General features: G+C 72.0%; 17 protein-coding genes. 13 read left to right on the forward strand and 4 right to left on the reverse strand.

The features are described 5' to 3' along the window. Positions 1 to 53 precede the first annotated feature (53 nt). The 4 genes from IEY63_RS01920 to IEY63_RS01935 are packed head-to-tail and all read left to right on the forward strand — an operon-like array spanning position 54 to position 2,757. Complete coding sequence (locus IEY63_RS01920) at positions 54 to 956, forward strand: PhzF family phenazine biosynthesis isomerase (protein WP_189067272.1); 903 nt, start codon at positions 54 to 56, stop codon at positions 954 to 956. 54 nt (positions 957 to 1,010) lie between these two features. Next, entirely contained in the window at positions 1,011 to 1,805 is a 795-nt protein-coding gene (locus tag IEY63_RS01925; RefSeq protein WP_189067273.1) for a Cof-type HAD-IIB family hydrolase, read from the forward strand. A gap of 4 nt (positions 1,806 to 1,809) precedes the next feature. Further along, positions 1,810 to 2,316, forward strand: a complete 507-nt coding sequence (locus IEY63_RS01930) for a hypothetical protein (protein WP_189067274.1) — start codon at positions 1,810 to 1,812, stop codon at positions 2,314 to 2,316. Positions 2,317 to 2,358: 42 nt separating this feature from the next. Next, positions 2,359 to 2,757: a DUF1622 domain-containing protein gene (locus tag IEY63_RS01935; protein WP_189067275.1), complete on the forward strand. Its 399-nt coding sequence runs from the start codon at positions 2,359 to 2,361 to the stop codon at positions 2,755 to 2,757. Here IEY63_RS01935 and IEY63_RS01940 read toward each other — a convergent pair. Beyond that, positions 2,732 to 3,481: a TSUP family transporter gene (locus tag IEY63_RS01940; protein ID WP_189067276.1), complete on the reverse strand. Its 750-nt coding sequence runs from the start codon at positions 3,479 to 3,481 to the stop codon at positions 2,732 to 2,734. The genes IEY63_RS01935 and IEY63_RS01940 overlap by 26 nt on opposite strands. 99 nt (positions 3,482 to 3,580) lie before the next feature. Between IEY63_RS01940 and IEY63_RS01945 the strand changes: the two genes are divergently transcribed. The 7 genes from IEY63_RS01945 to IEY63_RS01975 all read left to right on the forward strand — a co-directional run bounded on the left by IEY63_RS01945 (position 3,581) and on the right by IEY63_RS01975 (position 11,228). After that, complete coding sequence (locus tag IEY63_RS01945) at positions 3,581 to 4,687, forward strand: prephenate dehydrogenase (protein ID WP_189067277.1); 1,107 nt, start codon at positions 3,581 to 3,583, stop codon at positions 4,685 to 4,687. A 78-nt stretch (positions 4,688 to 4,765) separates the two neighbouring features. Next, on the forward strand, positions 4,766 to 5,860 hold the full coding sequence (locus IEY63_RS01950) for an acyltransferase (RefSeq protein WP_373290874.1): 1,095 nt from the start codon (positions 4,766 to 4,768) through the stop codon (positions 5,858 to 5,860). 47 nt (positions 5,861 to 5,907) lie between these two features. Continuing rightward, a complete protein-coding gene (locus IEY63_RS01955; RefSeq protein ID WP_229784417.1) occupies positions 5,908 to 6,756 on the forward strand; it encodes an alpha/beta hydrolase family protein in 849 nt (282 codons plus the stop codon). A gap of 193 nt (positions 6,757 to 6,949) precedes the next feature. Continuing rightward, a complete protein-coding gene (locus tag IEY63_RS01960; protein WP_229784418.1) occupies positions 6,950 to 7,678 on the forward strand; it encodes a serine/threonine-protein kinase in 729 nt (242 codons plus the stop codon). Continuing rightward, complete coding sequence (gene holA, locus IEY63_RS01965) at positions 7,669 to 8,571, forward strand: DNA polymerase III subunit delta (protein WP_189067279.1); 903 nt, start codon at positions 7,669 to 7,671, stop codon at positions 8,569 to 8,571. Before IEY63_RS01960 ends, holA begins: the two co-directional genes overlap by 10 nt. Then, the gene (locus IEY63_RS01970; protein ID WP_189067280.1) at positions 8,564 to 10,027 is read left to right on the forward strand and encodes a carboxylesterase family protein; all 1,464 of its coding nucleotides are present in this window, start codon (positions 8,564 to 8,566) and stop codon (positions 10,025 to 10,027) included. Before holA ends, IEY63_RS01970 begins: the two co-directional genes overlap by 8 nt. 34 nt (positions 10,028 to 10,061) lie before the next feature. Then, positions 10,062 to 11,228, forward strand: a complete 1,167-nt coding sequence (locus IEY63_RS01975) for a YkoP family protein (protein ID WP_189067281.1) — start codon at positions 10,062 to 10,064, stop codon at positions 11,226 to 11,228. A 39-nt stretch (positions 11,229 to 11,267) separates the two neighbouring features. Here IEY63_RS01975 and IEY63_RS01980 read toward each other — a convergent pair whose 3' ends face one another. Next, positions 11,268 to 12,281 (reverse strand): potassium channel family protein, encoded by a 1,014-nt coding sequence (locus IEY63_RS01980; RefSeq protein WP_189067282.1) that lies wholly within the window; start codon positions 12,279 to 12,281, stop codon positions 11,268 to 11,270. Between the two features lie 121 nt (positions 12,282 to 12,402). Between IEY63_RS01980 and IEY63_RS01985 the strand changes: the two genes are divergently transcribed. After that, on the forward strand, positions 12,403 to 14,145 hold the full coding sequence (locus IEY63_RS01985; protein WP_189067283.1) for a hypothetical protein: 1,743 nt from the start codon (positions 12,403 to 12,405) through the stop codon (positions 14,143 to 14,145). A gap of 54 nt (positions 14,146 to 14,199) precedes the next feature. Here the strand turns inward: IEY63_RS01985 and IEY63_RS01990 are convergent, their stop codons facing one another. Then, on the reverse strand, positions 14,200 to 15,369 hold the full coding sequence (locus IEY63_RS01990) for an acyl-CoA dehydrogenase (RefSeq protein ID WP_308425083.1): 1,170 nt from the start codon (positions 15,367 to 15,369) through the stop codon (positions 14,200 to 14,202). A gap of 23 nt (positions 15,370 to 15,392) precedes the next feature. Next, on the reverse strand, positions 15,393 to 15,653 hold the full coding sequence (locus tag IEY63_RS01995; RefSeq protein WP_189067284.1) for a hypothetical protein: 261 nt from the start codon (positions 15,651 to 15,653) through the stop codon (positions 15,393 to 15,395). A 74-nt stretch (positions 15,654 to 15,727) separates the two neighbouring features. Between IEY63_RS01995 and IEY63_RS02000 the strand changes: the two genes are divergently transcribed. Beyond that, positions 15,728 to 16,027 carry a hypothetical protein gene (locus IEY63_RS02000; RefSeq protein WP_229784419.1) on the forward strand — a complete coding sequence of 100 codons (300 nt, stop codon included), beginning with the start codon at positions 15,728 to 15,730 and terminating at the stop codon, positions 16,025 to 16,027. Positions 16,028 to 16,084: the final 57 nt, after the last annotated feature.

Raw genomic sequence — 16,084 nt, forward strand, 5'->3', positions numbered from 1 at the left:
ACGCGTGAAGTTTTTGTCCCTTGATTTCAACTCCTGTGCGGTAAAATGCCAAAATGATCGCCTACAGCGAGGTCAGTGCCTTCACCGAGACGCCCGGACACGGCAACCGGGCGGGCGTGGTGCTGGACGCCGCGCACCTCTCCCGGCAGGACATGCAGGCGCTCGCCGAGCTGCTGGGCGCCCCCGAGACCGTGTTCATCACCCGCCGCGAGGGCAACATCGCGCGCGTCCGGTACTTCACGCCCACCCAGGAGGTGGACTTCTGCGGGCACGCCACCATAGCCCTGGGGTTCACGCTGGCGCAGGCCGGGCAGTGGCCCGACGGGCAGGACCTCCACCTCGACACGCTGGTGGGCCGCGTGCCGCTGCGCCTGCACAGCGAGGCGGGCGTACCGCGCCGCGTGTGGATGCGGCAGCCCTCCCCCACCTACCGCGCCGTGCCCGCCACGCTGCGCGCCGATCTGGCCGAGGCGCTCGGCATCGACCACCGCATGATCCACCGCGGCCTGCCGCTGGCCGCTGCCAGTACGGGCCTCTGGAGCGTGTTCGTGCCGCTGCTGGACGCCGTGATCCTGGACGGACTGGAGCCGGACCTGACGCGCGTCCACACGCTGAGCGACGCGCTGGGCGTGGGCAGCATCTACGCGTACGCGCCGATGGGCGTGAACCGCTTCGCCGCGCGGGACTTCGCGCCTGCCCTGGGCATCCCCGAGGACCCCGTGACCGGCAGCGCGGGCGGCGCCCTGATGGCGCTGCTGGCCAGTCAGGGCCGCCTGCCGGTGCGGGGCGAGCGCGCCTGCGGCCTCGTGTATCAGGGGCACGCGCTGGGCACGCCGGGCGAGGTCGAGGTCGAACTGGAACTCGACGGGCAGCGCGTCACGAAGGTGCATGTGGGCGGCTGCGCCACCGTGGAACGCGAGGGCATCTGGTCGCCCCCCACGCCCGCCACCCGCTGAAGGAAACCTGCACGACCCGGCGCCTCCCTGACAGGCGGGGCCTATCATGCCCGGATGCTTGGACTGATCTGTGTGGATGTGGACGGCACCCTGGTGGGCACCGGGAACCTCGTGCGGGACGACGTGTGGGCCGCGCTGGCGGACGCCCGCGCGCGCGGCGTGCGGATCGCGCTGTGCAGCGGCCGCCCCGCCATCGGTAACGCCCGCGCGTACGCCGAGCGGCTCGACCCGGACGGCTGGCACGTCTTCCAGAACGGCGCGAGCATCGTCAACGTGGGCAGCGGTGCCAGCCTGTCCGAAGCCATCCCCGAGGATGGATTAAAGCTGCTGATCGACCGCGCCGCGCACACGGACCGCCTTCTGGAGGTCTACACCGACCTGGAGTTCGCCATCACAAAACCCGGTGACCTAGCTGAGCGGCACGCGGCCCTGCTGGGCGTTCCCTACGAAGCGCGCACGCCGGAGAGCCTGGACGGCACGGTCGTCCGCGCGCAGTGGGTCGTGCCCCGCGCCGAGGAAGGCACGGTCGTCGCCGAACCCCACCCGGGCATGGACCTGCACCCGGCGGGCAGCCCGGTCATGCCGGACGCGATGTTCATCAGCGTCACGCGCGCCGGGGTCAGCAAGGGCACGGCCGTGCAGCGCGTCGCGGCGCAGTACGGCCTGAGCATGGACCGCGTCATGATGGTCGGCGACGGCGAAAACGACGTGACCGCCATGCGCGTCGTGGGCCACCCGGTCGCCATGGGGAACGCCGACGCGCCCGCCGTCGCCGCCAGCCGCTACCGCGTCGCGCACGTGGACGAGGGCGGCCTGCGCGAAGCGGTCGAGCTCGCCATGACCCTCTGACCGCATGACCTTCGACACGCTGGACCTGCGCTGGGACTCCTGGGAGGGCGACGAGGACACGGTGTTGGTCCTCATGAACGGAACGCCCCTCGTGGAACTCGTGCGCCGCTGGGAGGACGTGGCCGCACAGGCGACCGGTGAACGTTCCCTGGCGGGCAGTTACGCCGGACTGCCCGCCCGATTCGCAGCGGAGATTCAGACCGCGTGGCTGGGTGCCGATCAGGATGATGGCCGGCTGGGTGGCCCCGGTAAATGGGTCACCCTGCTGGGCTGCGAGTGCGGCGAACCCGGGTGCTGGCCACTGCTGGCCCGCATCGAGACGGATGGGCAGGCGGTTCGCTGGCTCGACTTCCAGCAGCCCTACCGGGCGAAGAAGGAGGCCGATCCCCTGAACCCGCAGCGCCCACCGACGCCATTCTGGTCGTATGAGGGGTTCGGGCCGTTCGTGTTCGAGCGGGCGGCGTACACGCGGGCGGTGCGGTCACTGGGGCGGGCGTCCACTGATTCTTGATCTCCCCCGCCGGGCCCGCACTGGGCGTGGCAGGCTGGGGGCATGCTGGAGCTGGTGAAGGGCTGGACGGAGATCGTGGCGACCGGGGTGGAGGTCGCGGCGGCCCTGATCATCGCGCTGGCGGCGCTGCTGGCGCTGATCCGGGCGCTGGTGGCGTTCGCGCGGCCCTCGGCGCAGCCGGACGCGCAGAAGGAGTCGCTGCGGCTGGAGTTGGGCCGCTGGCTGGCGGTGGCGCTAGAATTCACGCTGGCGGCGGACATACTGCGCACGGCAATTGCACCGTCGTGGGACGACATCGGGAAGCTGGCGGCCATCGCGGCGCTGCGGACACTGCTGAACTTCTTCCTCCAGCGCGAGATCGACGGGCACCGCGCGCGGGGGGCCGAGGCGGAAGCGGCCGCGCGGGATGGGGCGGTCAGCTCAGGAACAGCCGGGCGCTGACGAGCAGGACGATCAGGCCGTACATCCATTTCACGAAGGCGCTGCCGCGCAGCATCGCCATGCGCGCGCCGAGCGCGGCGCCCAGGGCGTTGGCGAGGCCCATGGGCAGCCCGATCCACCAGACCATCTGCCCGCCGATCAGGAAGAACAGGAACGCGCCGAGGTTCGTGGCGAAGTTCAGCGTGCGGGCATTCCCGCTGGCGCGCACGAGGTTGAAGCCCGCCAGGGCGAACAGGAACATGGCGAACGTGCCGGTGCCGGGGCCGAGGAAGCCGTCGTACATCCCGATGATGAACGTGCCGGGCAGGGTGAGCGCCAGCGTTCGGGCGGTGAGGCCGGGGTAGCGGTCCTCCAGCCCGAAGGATTTGTTGGCCAGCACGAGGGCGCCGACCCCCAAGATGACCACGCCGACCAGGGTGCGGAACGCGTCGGGGTTCACGAAGTGCACGAGGTACGCGCCGGTGGCGCTGCCCAGCAGGGCCAGGGGGATCAGGCGCACGACGAGGGCGCGGTCCACGTGGCCCTTGCGCCAGTACTGCACGGTGGCGCTGCCGGACCCGAAGATCGCCAGGAGTTTGTTCGTGGCGACGACCTGCGCGGGGCTCAGGCCCATGAAGAACAGCGTGGGGAGGGTGATGGTGCCGCCGCCCCCGGCGACCGCGTCGATGAAGCCCGCGAGGAAGGCGAGGGGGAGGCCGTACAGCAGGACTTCGGGACCGGGCACCGGCACAGCGTAGCGAACGCGCCTGTGGTTGCGTCCCCGTGCGGGGGACGTTAAGCAGGGTTCTGGGGGGGCGGGGAGGGGCGTGCTAGCCTCCGCGTCATGAGTGCCGCTTCACCGTCTGCCCCTGGCCCGCTGTTCGAGACCGCCGTGGTGGCGGGGGTGGGGCTGATCGGCGGGAGTGTTGCGCTGGGGCTGCGGCAGCGGCTGCTGGCGCGGCGCGTGATCGGCCTGGACGCCAGCCCCGAGGTGCTGCGCGAGGCCGAGGCGCTGGGCGTGGTGGACGAGGTCCGTGCTGCGCCCGGCGAGTGGCTGCGCGGCGCGGATCTGGTCGTCCTGGCCGCGCCGATGCGGGCCCTGGCGCCGCTGGCGCGCGAACTGGCGCCGTTCCTGAACCCGGCCGCGCTGGTGACGGACGTGGGCAGCGTGAAGGGCGGCATTGCCGCCGAGATGGAGAGGTTGGGCGTGCGGCACTTCGTGGCGGGGCACCCCATGGCGGGCAGTGAGCGGGGCGGCGTGACGCACGCGCGCGCGGCGCTGCTGGAGAACGCCGTGTGGGTGCTGACGCCCACCGACCATACGCCACTGACGGCCCTGAGTAAGGCCCGGACGCTGGTGGAGGAACTGGGGGCGGCGCCGGTCGTGATGCCGCCGGACGCGCACGACGCGCTGGTCGCCACGATCAGTCACCTCCCCTACCTCGCGAGTCTGGCCCTGACGCACATGGTCGCGCGGGACGAGCGGCTGAGCCTGCTCGCGGCGGGCGGCTTCCGGGACCTGACGCGCGTGGCAAGCGGCGACCCGCGCATGAGCCGCGACATGGTCGTGGAGAACAAGGGGGCCCTGCGCGAGGCCCTGACCCGCTTCCGGCGGCAGCTGGAACGCCTGGAAGCCGATCTGGACGAACCGGAGGAGCTGCTGGAGGCCGCGCGAGAGGGGAAACGCACACGCGACAGCCTGCCGATCGTGCGGCGCAGCCTGCTGCCGCAGCGGCACGATCTGGTGGTGGCCGTACCGGATAAACCGAATCAGATCGGGGCGGTGACGCAGGCGCTGGGCGAGGCGGGCGTGAACATCAAGGACATTGAGGTGCTGGCGATCCGCGAGGATGGCGGCGCGATCCGCCTGGGCCTGGAAACCCCGGAGGACGTGGCGCACGCGGCCGCCATCCTTCAGGCGGCGGGCTTCGAGGTGCGCGGGCGCGGCTGAACTGACCCGCCAGGCAGTCCGGGACGTCTGGGCCGCGTTCATCCCCGCTTTCCCCGCGCGGGGTAGGGTGAGGCGATTGTGACGGACGCTGACCCTGTTTCACCTGCCCCAGCGCCCCCGGCTGCGCCGCCGGGCAAGCTGACGGCCATCGACATGTTCCGGGGCCTGACGATTATCGAGGTGGTGGCGCACCACTCGACCGGGGTGATGCTCCGGTACCTGGATCCGGCCTCGACGGCGCACCTGTACACGCTGATCCTGAACCGCACACTGCACTTCGCGGTGCCCGCGTTCGTGTTCCTGTCGGCGGTGGTGCTGACCCGCAGCCTCCTGAAACGCTTCGAGCCGCGGCGGTACTTCTGGCGACGCCTGACGCGCGGCGGCTGGCCGTACCTGCTGTGGAGTGTCCTGTACGCCCTGTGGTACGTGTGGACGGATCAGCGTGTCCCGGAGTCCCTGACGGACCCGGCCCGCTGGCGGGACTGGCTGCTGTACGGAAAGGCCAGCTACCACCTGTATTTCCTGCTGGTCGCGCTGGAGGTGTACGTGGTGCTGCCCCTGATGCTGCCCCTAGCGCGCCGGAAGCCCAGCATCACGGGAGCGCTGCTGTTCGGGGCGGCGTTGCAGTTGGGCCTGTACCTGCTGAACCGCGAGGTGCTGCGCCTGCCGTTCCCGGCGAGCACGGTGCTGTGGTACATGCTGCCCATTACGCTGGGCGTGGCGGTCGGCGCGCGCCTGGACGAGTTCCCCGCGTGGTGGCGGCGGCGGCGCTGGGTGCTGCTGCCCGTCCTGACGCTGGCGTTCAGCCTGTACCTGCCCGAGGCGCTGGCGTACGCGCGGGGCGAGCGGGTCACGCCCATCGTGTACTCGGGGCTGTCGTGGGTGTACACCAGCCTGATGGCGCTGACGCTGCTGGGTCTGGCGTTCCGCGTGCAGCGCAGCGCGTCCACGGTGCGCCTGACCGTGGCGCTGCTGGGCACCGTGAGCCTGCAGGTGTACCTGATTCACCCGGCGCTGCTGCAGGCGCTGGAACGCTGGGACGCCCCGGACGGCCCGCCGTGGCAGGTGGCGCTGACGATGCTGGGGTACTTCCTGCTCGCGCTGGGTGTGCCTGCCCTGCTGGGCCGGGCGCTGCTGAACACGCGCCTGAGCACGCTGCTGTTCGGCCGGTGAGGGCCTTCTCAGCTGGCGCGGCGCGCGCCGCGCTACAGTGCCGCGCGGTGAAGGGGTTGATGGTGATGGCGCTGGCGGCTGGCCTGATGTGGTCTGGCGCGCAGGGGATGGTCGTGGGTCCGCAGGTGACCGGTCACGCGGGTACGCAGCCGCTGCACCGCGCGGCGGTGCCGGCTGGGGTGTGGGTGCCGGTGGGCACCGCCGAGGCGCTGTCGCTGCTGCGCGTGCCGAAGTCGTGCGCGCGGTCGTGCGCGCTGGTGGTCGTGTCCCATCCACGCGGGCAGACGGCCGAGCACCTGCGGGACAGCGCCAGCGTGGCGGTCCTGACGGCCGCACTGATTCACGCGGGGTTCGCGGTGCTGCTGTCCGGGGACGGCGGGGCGACCAGTTGGGGCAGCCCGGCGGGCCTGGCGGCGCTCGGGGCGGTGCACGCGCAGGCCACGGACCTCTTTCCCTGGTCGGGGCGGACGTACGCGCTGGGCCTGAGCATGGGCGGCCTGATGGCGCTGCGCTCGGCGCTGCCCGGCGCGCCGTACCCGGTCGAGGGCGTGGCCCTGATCGACGGCTGGGTGGACCTGCAGGTGGCGTGGGGTTCGGCCCTGTCGCGCCGCGAGGAGATCCAGGCGGCGTACGGGCTGGCCGACCCGCCCGAGGAGCTGAACCCGCTGTGGCTGGCGCGGTCCTGGGGGCCGCGGCCGCTGCTGGTGTTCGGCAGTCCCGATGACCGGACCGTCCCGTTCACGCGCAACGGGGAGACCCTGTGGGCCGAGGCGGGCGAGGCGGACGTGGGGGGCCTGGTGCACCTGAGTGGCGGTCACCTGGGTGGCAACCGGTTCACGCCGGTGGTCGCGCAGCAGCTGGTCGGGTTTTACCGCGCGCTGGAGGCGCGGCGGTGATGGCGGCGCAGGCCGGCCAGCGCGCAGAGTGTTCGCACCTGCCCATTCCAGGCGGGAGAATGTGAAAGACTTTACGCCAGTGAATGATGTGCCGGATCTGACCACCTCCAGTCCTTCTGTTGTAACGGACCGGCGACGGACCAGTGAGCGGGCCGGCGTGCGGTGCGAGTCCGCGACCTGGCAGGGGCGGCCCGTGTTTCTCAAGACGCTGGTCTTCGATGAGCCGGACACCCGCGCCCGCTTCGAGCATGAGGGGCGCGTGGCGTGTTCCGTGCAGCATGCATTAATCGTGTCACCCCTCGGGCGGCTGGATCAGACGCTGGTGTTTCCCTTCGTGCCCGGCGTGACCCTGCGCGAACGGCTGGAGGCCGGGCCCCTGGCGCCCGATGAGGCGACGCGGGTCGCAGGGGGCCTGGCGGCGGCGGTGGCGGCCCTGCACGCGTGCGGGGTCACGCACCACGACCTCAAACCCGAGAACGTGATCCTTGAAGGCAGCCGCGCCGAGTTTGACGCGGTTCGCGTCATTGATTTCGGCATGAGCCATGCCACGCGCCTGCCGCTGGACATTCACAGCGGCGCGCGCATGGGAACCCCGCACTTCATGGCCCCCGAGCAGTTCCTGGGCGTGCGGGGAGACCCACGCAGCGACGTGTACTCGGTGGGCGCCGTGCTGTTCGACTGCCTGGCGGGCGAGCCGCCCTTCCAGGACGCGCTGGGCTGGCTGTCCGGCCTGAATGACCGCCAGGTGCCGCTGCCCGGGCCGCGTGCACTGCATGGCGTGCTGGCGCGCTGCCTGTCCCGGGACCGCGCGCAGCGGCCGCCCAGCGCGGCGGCGCTCTACACGGAACTCAGCGCGGCGCGACGGGCGCTGGGCCTGACGCCCCTGCCGGACCTGAGCGACTGGAGGGGCCAGTGCCGCTGATCGCGTTCACCGGGCACCGCTTCCTGGCGGACGAGACCCTGCGCGACACCCTGACCACGCGGGGCCTGAACGCGCGGGACCTGCCCCGCGTGGCGGGTGAGGACGTGACGGCCGACGCGCTGGGCCCGCACCTGAGCCCCGGCCTGTTCGGGGACGGCGGGGTGATCGTGGACCTGGAGGGCGTGAAGCCCGACAAGGCCCTGCTGGAGCTGCTGGCCGGGGCGGCCGTGACGGTCGCGGTGCTGGACGAGGCGCCGCCCGCCACGCGCCTGAAGGTGTACGAGGGCCGGGGTGAGGTGGTCGCCTCGCCCGCGCCCAGCAAGACCGGGGACGTGGCCGGGTGGGTCACGCAGCGGGCGAAGAAGGCGAAGCTGCCGCTGGACCGGGACGCGAGTCTGTACCTTGCGGAGGTGTTCGGCGCGGACCTCGCCGGGATTGCCGGAGAGCTGAACAAACTGGCCCTGCTGGACGGGCCGTTCACGCGGGACGCCGTGCAGCGCGTCGTGGGCCGCGAGCCGCCCGGGGACAGTTTTGCCATGCTGGGTGCCGCCACGACCGGCCGCCCCGGCGAGGCCGTCACGCAGCTGCGGCGCCTGTTGGCGAGCGGCGAGGACCCCTTCAAGCTGATGGGCGCGGTCGTGTGGCAGTACTCGCTGGTGGCGCGCTGCGTGGCGCTTCAGCAGGAAGGTGGGCGCGTCACGGAGCAGGTGGCGGCGCAGCGGCTGGGCGTCAAACCATACCCGGCGAAGAAGGCGCTGGACGTCGCGCGGCGGCTGAATGAGGCGAAGATCCGCACGCACCTGGGCCGCATTCTGGACGCGGACCTGGCCATGAAGCGCGGCCTGGACGCGGGCGTAGCCCTGGAGCGCCTGATCGTGCAGCTCAGTGTGTAGCGCGCTGATCCGAGAGACCGAGTCGGGCCGCGTGCAGGGCCGGGCGCTGCGGGTGGGGCCGGACGTGGCGCTCGCGTGGCTGGGCCTGCCGTACGCGGCGCGGGCGGCAGGCCTGCTGCGCTTTGCGCCGCCCGCACCCCCGCCGACCTGGGCTGGCGTGCGGCCCGCCACGCGCTTCGCGCCGGACACGCTGCAACCCCTGGACCCGTCGGTGACCCTCCAGCCGTCCGTGGAGGGCAGCCTGGCGCTGAACGTGTGGGCGCCCAGCACGCCCGGCCCGCACCCGGTCCTGGTGTGGTTTCACGGCGGGGCGTTCCGGGCGGGCAGTGGGCGCCTGTACGATGGGCGGGTGTTCGCGGCGCGGCGGAACGTGGTGGTCGTGAGCGTCAATTCCCGGCTGGGGCCGCTGGGGTACGCGGACTTCGCGGGGCTGTTCGGCGACGAGCGGTTCGCGGTGAATGCCGGGTACCTGGATCAGCGGGCGGCGCTGGCGTGGGTGCACCGCAACGTCGCGGCGTTCGGCGGGGACCCGGGGCGGATCACGGTGGCCGGTGAGTCGGCGGGCGCAGTGACCGTAAACCTGCTCCTGCGGGACCCGGCGGCGCAGCCGCTGCTGGCGGGCGCAGCCGTGCAGAGTGGCGGCGTGAACCAGCTGTCGGACCGGGAGAACAGCGTGGACCTGGCGGCCGCCTACGCCCGGGCGCTGGGGGTCACAGCCGCCACCCGCGACCGCTTGTGGACCCTGCCGCCCGCGGCGTTCGTGCGCAGCCTGCACACGCTGGAACGCGTGCGGGCCCGGCGCCTGAACTCACGGCCCACCCTGGACGGGACGGTCCTGCCGGGCAGCGTGACCGACCTGCTGGCCCGCCCGGCGGCGGCCGTGCCGCTGCTGGTGGGCGCGAACCGGGAGGAGTACTCGCTGTTCGTGAAACTACCGGACCGCGTGTTCCCCCGGACGGACCGGGCGCTGCTGGCGGGGGTGCTGACGGACGCGGCGGGCGGCGGGCGGGCCGCTGCGGTCCTGGACGCGTACCCTGACTCGCCGGACGGGCTGGTGGCGCTGGGCACGGACCTGTTCTTTCACGCCCCGAACGACGCGCTGCTGCGCGCGCACCGCGCCGACTCGTTCCGGTACCGCTTCGACTGGGGCACGCGCCTGTTCGACCTGCGCGCGGCGCACGGCATGGAACTGCTGTTTCTGTGGCCCCGCCCGATGGGCCTGTCGTCCGGGGCGCTGCGTGGCCGCGGCCGGGCCGAGCAGGCGCACCTGGCCGAGCAGATGCAGGCGGCCTGGGCGTCGTTCGTGCGCGCGGGGCACCCTGGGGCGAACTGGGCGCCCTGGTCGGCAGCGCGGCCGCAGTTGACCCGCCTGGATCTGGACGGCCTGACCGTCACGGCGCAGGGCGAGGGCGCGCGCATGACGCGGTGGGCGGGCCTGCTGCCCCCCATGCCGTGACAGGCACCCCGGCCGCAGCGGCTAGAGTGACCGGGTGAAGCGCCGCACGCTGCTGCTCCCCGCCGCCCTGCTGACCGCCGCTGGCGTGTGGCGCTGGTCCGGCCTGGGCACCCTCAGACGGGCCCGGTCTGCCCAGCCGGGCCTGGGCCTGCTGTTCGAGGGGGGCCCGGACCCCCGGGTGACGCCCGCGCTGCTCGGGGCGCTGGAGGGCGCGGGCGTCCGCGCGACCTTCGCCCTGGACGCAGCGAGCGTCCGGGCATATCCGGACCTCGTCCGGAGGATTGCCGCTGCGGGGCATGACGTGGTGGGGTTTGTTCCGCCTGCTGCGGCGCGCTGGCCGTGGGAGGTGGCCAGCCGGGCGCGCGGCGTGGTGGCCGAACTGCGCGGGGTGCTGGAGCGCGGGCCACTGGGCGTAAGCGTGGGGGCGCGGCCGGGCTGGGCCGCGTGGCTGGGGGGGCAGGGGTCCGGTCTGACCGTCATCCGCGGGCAGGGGCAGCTGAGTGGCGCTTCAGGGTGGCGGGGCGTGCGGCCCGGTGCGGTCCTTCACGTGCCCGGCGTGGACAGCGGGGTGGCCGCCGCGCTGCCCGGGTGGCTCGGGGCGCTCCGGGACCGGGAGTTCGAGGTGCATCCGCTGAGCGGCCTGCGGGGCCTGCGGCGCGAGCGCGCGCGTGACCTGCCCGCCACGCTCCTTCAGGAGGTGGACGTCTGGTACGACCGTGTGGGGCGCATCCGGCGGGTGGGGGACCGCGCCAGCAGTCTGTTCCGGGCGGGCGTGGCCCCCTACCCGCTGGCGGATCAGCGCCTGCGGGACGGCGCTCAGGTCCGGCGGGGCGAGGCGCTGGTGGAATTTCACTTGGACAGCGCCCGCCTGACGGAACTGGCCGAGCGGCCGGTGGCGGGGCGGCGCATCGTGACGGCGTCCGTGCGGGACCTCGCGCGGGCGCTGCGGGATGACCCGGACCTGAATGGGTACCCGGCGGTGTTCAGCATCAGCATCTTCTCGGACGTGCTGGGCCTGTACGGGTTCACGGTGGTGGACCTGCCGCTCGCGCACCAGCGCCGCCTGACGTGGTGGTCCCGGGTGATCCGCCGGGCGTACGGCGTATCCGATCCGAGCAAGCAGCACGTGCCGAAACTGGCCGTCATGTCGCGCGAAGCGTTCGTTCAGCGGCACGCCCAGCCGGGCCGGGACCAGACCTGATGGGGCTTCCCGGGCTGAGCCCCAGCCGTGCGGGCGGGCTCAGTCGGGGCGGGGGGTGGCCACCTGATCCCAGCGCCACTCGCCCGCGCGGGCCATGGCGTGCAGGCGGGTCCGGAAGGCGGCGTGGGTGTGCAGGAACGCGTCGAATTCTGATTCGGGCTTCAGGACCAGACCGGCGTGACTCAGGGGCGTCAGGTCCGGGGGTGGGGGGACGTCACCGGCGCGCAGGGCCGGGTGGCGGGCCTGGGTGCGTTCGAAGGTGCGGCTCAGGCTGTCCACGCTGGCCAGGGCGCGCTTCAGGCCACGTGGCCCCTCGCCGCCCAGCGCGCCCTGGATGATCAGCAGGGCCTCTCCCAGCGCGGGGAGGTGCAGGTCCAGGGCGTCCTGCCGGTCGTGGTCGTGAAAGCGGTGCAGGTAGGGGGAGTTCAGGTGGGCCGCGTCCAGCCGGTTGAGGAGATGCTGGAGGTCGCCCGTCAGGCTCTGAAGGCCGCGTTCGTGGTCATGCACGGCATTCACGATCAGCTGCTGCGCGCCGGGACCGGCCCGGTGGAGCATCAGCGCCAGTTCACGCCGCTCGGACCGGGCCTGCGCGACGGGCACGACGAAGGTGATGGCGAAGGTCAGCAGGAAAAAGCCGTTGATGGCGGCCACGTCCGTCAGGATGCGCCAGAAGGGTTGCGGGGCGATGATCTCGCCCAGGCCGAGCGTGCTGAGGGTGTAGCCCACGAAGTACAGCGTGGCGACGAACGTGGCGGGCTGGCCGCTCTCCGCGCCGATCACCGCGCCGGGCTGCGACCAGAAGATCAGGGTCCAGCCCAGCCACGTCAGGATCGTCCACGCGGTGAGCACGCCGGTGATCAGCACCGGGGACGCCCAGGACAGCAGGGCGCGGCGCCCGGTCCAGCGGGTGAGGCGGCGCAGCAGGCTGTACAGGGGTCGGTGCACGGCGCGGCTCAGGCGGCCCTCACCGGTCTGGATGCACGTGACGATCAGGTCCAGCAGGACCGCCACGACGAGCAGCGCGCCGGGAAGCCACAGCAGGGTCCTGAGCATGCCTGGCATTCTCGCGGGCGGCGCCGGGCCCGGTCATGGCGGGCACCTAAAGGGGTCCACACGTTCAGGCGCGCGGTACAGTGACCGCGAGTTCAATTCCACTGTGTTCTGTGAGGTTCGCATGCCTGTTCACCGTTCCCTCCGCCTTGCTCTAGCCCTGTGCAGCCTCGTTGGGGGCGCGGCGGCGCAGTCCGCACCCGCCCCTGACCGCGAGCTTCTGGAAGCGTCGTCCGTCCTGTACGGCGCCGCTCAGGTGGGCGCCACCATCCGGGACTGGTGCCTGAACCGCGACCCGCAGGACCGCGCACTGATCGAGCAGGGGTTCACGGCGTGGCAGGTCGCGTTTGGCATTCCGCAGCTGGAGGCGTACCTGAAGGGCGCCGCGCCGGACCTCGTGCCGAAGCTCCGCGCGCTGGCCGAGAATCGCCGCGTGCAGACGGAGGCCGCGCTGGACGCCGGGAGCACCGACCCGCGGGCCGACTGCCGGGACATCCGCGCTCAGCTGGGCACCTATGCGAATCTCGCGCAGCTGTACCCCGCCGAGTACGCGCGGACGGCCACGGTCCGGCAGGGCACGCCAGCTGCCCCAAGTGCGAACGCGGCGCGCCCCGCACCCACCGCGCCAGCCGCGGATGGCGGGCCGTTCATTTCGGGCACGAACTTCACGCCATTCAACCGGTCGTACGTCCTGAAGCGTCTGGGGGCGGCGGCAGGTCAGGCGCCCTTCAAGGCGGGCGGGCCCCTGAAGCCCGGCGCGTACACCTGCGTGCGCGAGGACACCGATGAGGACAGCACCCTGATCTCGGAGTACCGGTACACCCTGAACCTGTACGCGGACGGGGGCGTGCGGGCGGTGAAGGCGCAGGTCAAGGGCCGCAGCGGCGGAACGACTACTCTGAAGGACCAGGAGGGACGGTTCACCTACGACCCGGCCAGCGGCACCTTCAGGGCCGACGCGGACCGCGGCAGTGACCTGCTGGAGGAACTGATCGTCGAGGCCGGCTCGTATGACAGCCTGCTCACGGACCCGACGCTGTTCAACTTCTTCCGGCTGGTCAGGGACCGCGCGGGGACACCGCTGCTGTACGGGCAGCAGTCATACGGGGCGCAGGCGGATACCACGCAGACCGTGTGTACCCTGTCTGGGCCCCCGACTGGCCTGTCCCCGGTCGAGGAGGTGCGGCGCCAGCAGGCCGAGGAGGAGCGGGTGTTCAACCTGTACCGCACCGCGCCGGGGCAGGGCCTGAAGGACACGCAGATTGAGGGCATCGTTCACCACTTCAGCAACCGGTACGAGGGCATCAACGTGATCGGCGTGGAGACGGTGGCGCTGCTCCTCAAGGACGGCCGGGCGTACTTCAACCTGCGATGGAGCCCGAACGAACTGAACTTGGCCGCGTCCGTGAAAGGCGAACCGAAGATGTGGGGGCAGTGGCAGCGGCGGGGTGCGGCGCTGGAGGTCAAGCGCGGCGCGGCCTGGGAGACGCTGCCGGGTTCACTGGCCGTGCCCGGCGCCCCGGCCGAGAAATTGAACGGAGCGTATGAGTACTTCTCGGCCTACACGTCAGGCACGTTGATGTTCGGGGCGACCGCCACGACCCGCGTGACGTACCGCTTCAAACCGGACGGGACGTATACGTTGACCGGCGGGAACATCGTGTACGGGAACTTCGACACGGGCGCCACCCAGACGATGGGCGCCGCGACGAGCAGCGACCCCACCCGCAGTGGCACCTACCGCTTCAGCGGGTACACGCTGGAACTGCGTGACCAGGCCGGGCACGTGAACCGCACCGTCGCGTTCTTCTGGGATAAGACCAGACAGCACCTGTACCTGGGGGACCGGACGTACACGCGCCAGTAAACCGTGGGGAGGGGTCAGGGCCGCGACACGTTCGGCCCCGGTCCCTCCACGGCCTCAGGTCAGCTCGTTGAACACGGCGCGGCTGATCACGAGCTGCTGGATCTCGCTGGTGCCCTCGTAGATTTCGGTGACCTTCGCGTCGCGGTACAGGCGCTCGACCGGGTACTCGCGGCTGTAGCCGTTCCCGCCGAAAATCTGGATGGCGTCACGGGTAACGTCCACGGCAGCCTCGCTGGCAAGGAGTTTGGCGATGCTGGCCTCCTTGCCGTAGGGGCGGCCCTGGTCCTTGAGCCACGCGGCTTTCAGCGCGACCAGCCGGGCGCTCTCGATGCGGGCGGCCATGCGCGCGATCTTGAAGGACACGCCCTCGAATTCCCGCAGGGGTTTGCCGAACTGCTCGCGCTCGGCGGCGTACCGCGTGGCGTGTTCCATGGCGGCGCGGGCAATGCCGAGGGCCTGCATGGCGATGCCGATGCGGCCGGCGTCTAGGCTGGCCAGCGCGATGATCAGGCCCTGGCCCTCATCGCCGACCATGTTCGCGTGCGGAACGCGTACCCCGTCGAAGGTCACGGTGGTGGTGTGGCTGGCGTGCAGGCCGAGTTTCTCCTCAGGTTTGCCGTAGCTCAGGCCCGGGGTGCCGTGCTCGACGATGAAGCAGGAGACGCCGCGCGCGCCGCTGCCGCCGGTGCGGGCCATGACAAGGTACGTGTCGGCCTGCCCGCCGCTGGTGATCCAGGCTTTCGTGCCGTTCAGGACCCAGTGGTCGCCGTCGCGGGTGGCCTGGAGGCGCAGGCTGGCGGCGTCGCTGCCCGCGCTGCTCTCGGTGAGGCAGAACGCGCCGATGTGCCGGCCCTCGGCCAGGGGGCGCAGGTACGCTTGGCGCTGCTCGTCAGTGCCGTAGCGGAGGATCATCTGCTCGGGCAGCCCGTTCTGCACGCTGACGATCACGGCGACGCTGGCGTCCGCGGCGGCAATTTCTTCCAGGCACAGGGCGTAGGTGACCGAGTCCAGGCCCGCGCCGCCCCACTGGTCGGGGACGGTGGCGCCCAGCAGGCCCAGGGTGGCCAGACCCTGAAGTTGCGTGCGGGGGTACTCGCCGCTCCGGTCATACTCGGCGGCGTGGGGGGCGATCTCGGCGCGGGCGTAGTCGCGGACGTGCTCGACGATCAGGCGCTGGTCGCTGCTGAGCGCGAAGGACATGCCCAGGTCGGTGTCAGTGGTCATGCCGTCAGGCTACCAAACGACCGTTAGGGAGCGTCCGGGCTGGTCAGCGCCTGGGCCAGTGCCTCCTCGATGCCGCGCCCCCGCCAGCCGGTCTCCACGGCCGCTGCCTCACCGTCATGCCAGCGCAGGTGCGCGCCGATCACGGCGCCCCCGGCAATGGCCAGCGCGGCGCCGGTCAGGGCGTCCAGTGGCGCCGCCGGACACAGGCGGGCCGCGGCCACCTTCAGGGCGGCGGCCAGCGGCAGGGGCGGACGGGTGACGCGGACGCGGGCGGGCAGATTCACGCCGGGCAGTGTACCCCCGCGGCGCCCTGGGTCACTTCACCGCGATCTGGCGCCGGGCCCTTACAATTCTCCGGATGTCCGCTCCTGCCACCCCGCCGCCTGCCCGTTCCGTGTCCTGGACCCGGGTTGCCCTGACGCTGCTGTGCGCGCTGCTGCTGCTGCTGGCTGTCGTTCTGGGCAGCCTCACGCTGGGCCTGTTCTCCTCGCTGGCATCGAACGGCCCGCTGTGGCTCCGGTCACTTGGGGCGGTGGCCTCCACCCTGGCCGGCGCGGCGGGCCTGGGCGGCCTAAGTGGGCTGACGCTGGCCTTCATCCTGATGGCCCTGACGAGTGGCCTCGCGGGCCTCGCCGCGTTCGTAAAACCGCGCCCCTGACCATGAGAAACCGTTTAGCTGGCCCTCATGGGCCATGCTACGATTGGGGAGTTTTGT

This window comes from Deinococcus radiotolerans, assembly GCF_014647435.1.
In the GTDB taxonomy this organism is placed as follows: Bacteria; Deinococcota; Deinococci; order Deinococcales; family Deinococcaceae; genus Deinococcus; species Deinococcus radiotolerans.

Excerpts from the sequence above, each read along its gene's own strand:
- IEY63_RS01920 (WP_189067272.1), top strand. The coding sequence starts at position 54 with ATGATCGCCTACAGCGAGGTCAGTGCCTTCACCGAGACGCCCGGACAC.
- IEY63_RS01925 (WP_189067273.1), top strand. The coding sequence starts at position 1,011 with ATGCTTGGACTGATCTGTGTGGATGTGGACGGCACCCTGGTGGGCACC.
- IEY63_RS01930 (WP_189067274.1), top strand. The coding sequence starts at position 1,810 with ATGACCTTCGACACGCTGGACCTGCGCTGGGACTCCTGGGAGGGCGAC.
- IEY63_RS01935 (WP_189067275.1), top strand. The coding sequence starts at position 2,359 with ATGCTGGAGCTGGTGAAGGGCTGGACGGAGATCGTGGCGACCGGGGTG.
- IEY63_RS01945 (WP_189067277.1), top strand. The coding sequence starts at position 3,581 with ATGAGTGCCGCTTCACCGTCTGCCCCTGGCCCGCTGTTCGAGACCGCC.
- IEY63_RS01980 (WP_189067282.1), bottom strand. The coding sequence starts at position 12,281 with ATGCTCAGGACCCTGCTGTGGCTTCCCGGCGCGCTGCTCGTCGTGGCG.
- IEY63_RS01985 (WP_189067283.1), top strand. The coding sequence starts at position 12,403 with ATGCCTGTTCACCGTTCCCTCCGCCTTGCTCTAGCCCTGTGCAGCCTC.
- IEY63_RS01990 (WP_308425083.1), bottom strand. The coding sequence starts at position 15,369 with ATGACCACTGACACCGACCTGGGCATGTCCTTCGCGCTCAGCAGCGAC.
- IEY63_RS02000 (WP_229784419.1), top strand. The coding sequence starts at position 15,728 with ATGTCCGCTCCTGCCACCCCGCCGCCTGCCCGTTCCGTGTCCTGGACC.